Genomic DNA, 1704 nt, shown 5'->3' with positions numbered 1-1704 from the left:
TGCCCCCCCTCCTTGCACCGCATGCCTGAACGTGTTCGTCCCCGGCCGTCAAGGGTTCGCTGCGCCGCTGCGCACCCCTGACTGCGCGCACGCCGCCGCGATGCCAGCATGGTTAACCGAAAGGTCTTGCCTCGCGCGCGTGCGCAAGCCAAAATGCGTGTCTAGAGAAATTTGCAACAATACCGGGGCGGCATCTGGATTTAGCTGCTTCAAGCTGTTGATTCGACTAGGGAAAGTGGCGAAATTTAGAGGAAAGTGCGTCAGGTGGGCGTTATATCCAGAGCGATCCCATAGGCCTGAAAGGTGGCATCAATACCTACGGTTACGTTAGGGGTAATCCTCTTAACAAAATCGATCCGCTTGGGCTACAGGACGAAGGTAGTTTGTCGCCGCGGCCAAGAACACTTCCGGGACCCTTTGATGTCTTATTCCCAGGAACCCAAGCGAACAAGGATTTTGGGCGGGCTCTATGGCGCTTGATCAAGCCAATTAGGAATTCAGGCGACTCAGATAAGCCATCTACTGAAGGTGAAAAGGTTTGTCCCGCCCGACCCGATTTTGATTGGAAGGATCCCTCAGTTCCACCAAGAAATCCAGACGGCACAGAATGGCCGTGGCGTGGGCCAGATGCTCCGGGCGGGCCTCGAGGAGGGTATGTGAACCCGAGTAACCCGGATCAAAGTGCTCACCCAGACTTAGATCATCCTGATCCAGTGGGGCCACACTGGGACTTTACTGATCGTAAAACTGGCGGCTGGCGCATATATCCCGATGGTTCAGTAAGGCCTAAATGATGGATAAGATCGTCTCAAAATCGTTACTTGTCGATGTGGCGTTTAAACACGCCCAAGAGGTTTTTCGCGTGGCGGGAGCGTGCGACAATTGCGCAGGGTACAACAATTGGGTGCCCGAGAGCATATTCGCATTGGCACCAGAGGGTACTGATAGTGTCCGACTGCTTGATTTTCTTCACGGGGGTATTTTGGAACCCCTGCCCAAAATTTCAGACGGTTTGACAGCCGTGCAACGCGTGCCCTCTACAGTTGTGATAGCTGCCGAAATTGTGTGCCAACACTTGGCATTATGCGAGCACCCTACCTTATGGCTTCATGAAGCTCTTCTAACGAAAGAAGAGTTAAAGGCAAAAAACTTGCCGAACGTCACCATTGACGGAACGATTTACCTAGTTTTTTCGGACGGTTTAGATGTAAGCCGTGTGACCGAGTTAATTCAGTACAGCCTATTGAGCTGGCATTTTCTTGGGTTTGTGCTTGATGGCACTAACAATTCTGGATCTGTCGCTGAGCTTATTAGTGCGGCCAAGTTTGTTTTAATTGGGGCTTACGACGGGGAGAGTTTTTTGTATCTGAATGGGCCGCGTTCAGACTAATGAGAAGGCGCGCGCCGGGGGCCGGGGTCAGTGCCGACAAACGTGCACGAGCGGGGCAGTAAGCCAAAATCGACTGCATCAACGTCAGTTGACGTGCGCCGTATCTTGTTCGTATCCTGTCCGTAGCCTGTCGTAGTCTGTTCGTATCCTATTTGTATCCCATTCGGTGTCGGGAAAATCGGCCCAGGGGTGGAAACCCAGCAAAAAGCGGTAATGGACGGGGTGCGCGGGGAGTCCCCGCAGCCCCTGCCGATCTCTCACACATCACGCAACCCTCCGGGTTGGCCATACAGCCCGCCGTTGCAGGCTTCCCG

At 53.6% G+C, this 1704-nt stretch carries 2 protein-coding genes; both read left to right on the top strand.

Translation table 11 applies throughout. The features are described from left to right. The first annotated feature begins 275 nt into the window (after positions 1-275). Positions 276-794 (top strand): RHS repeat-associated core domain-containing protein, encoded by a 519-nt coding sequence (locus tag PO883_RS35000; RefSeq protein WP_373890141.1) that lies wholly within the window; start codon positions 276-278, stop codon positions 792-794. Beyond that, complete coding sequence (locus PO883_RS34350; RefSeq protein WP_289313787.1) at positions 791-1390, top strand: hypothetical protein; 600 nt, start codon at positions 791-793, stop codon at positions 1388-1390. The genes PO883_RS35000 and PO883_RS34350 overlap by 4 nt, the downstream gene beginning before the upstream one ends. Positions 1391-1704: the final 314 nt, after the last annotated feature.

Origin of the sequence: Massilia sp. DJPM01, from assembly GCF_030348125.1 — a bacterium.
GTDB lineage: Bacteria > Pseudomonadota > Gammaproteobacteria > Burkholderiales > Burkholderiaceae_D > Telluria_A > Telluria_A frigida.
The sequence above is the reverse complement of the archived record's forward strand: the minus strand, read 5'-3'. Positions and strand labels throughout refer to the sequence as shown.

What these genes read in the sequence shown, in the direction of transcription:
- PO883_RS34350 (WP_289313787.1), top strand. Translation starts at nt 791, where the DNA reads ATGATGGATAAGATCGTCTCAAAATCGTTACTTGTCGATGTGGCGTTT.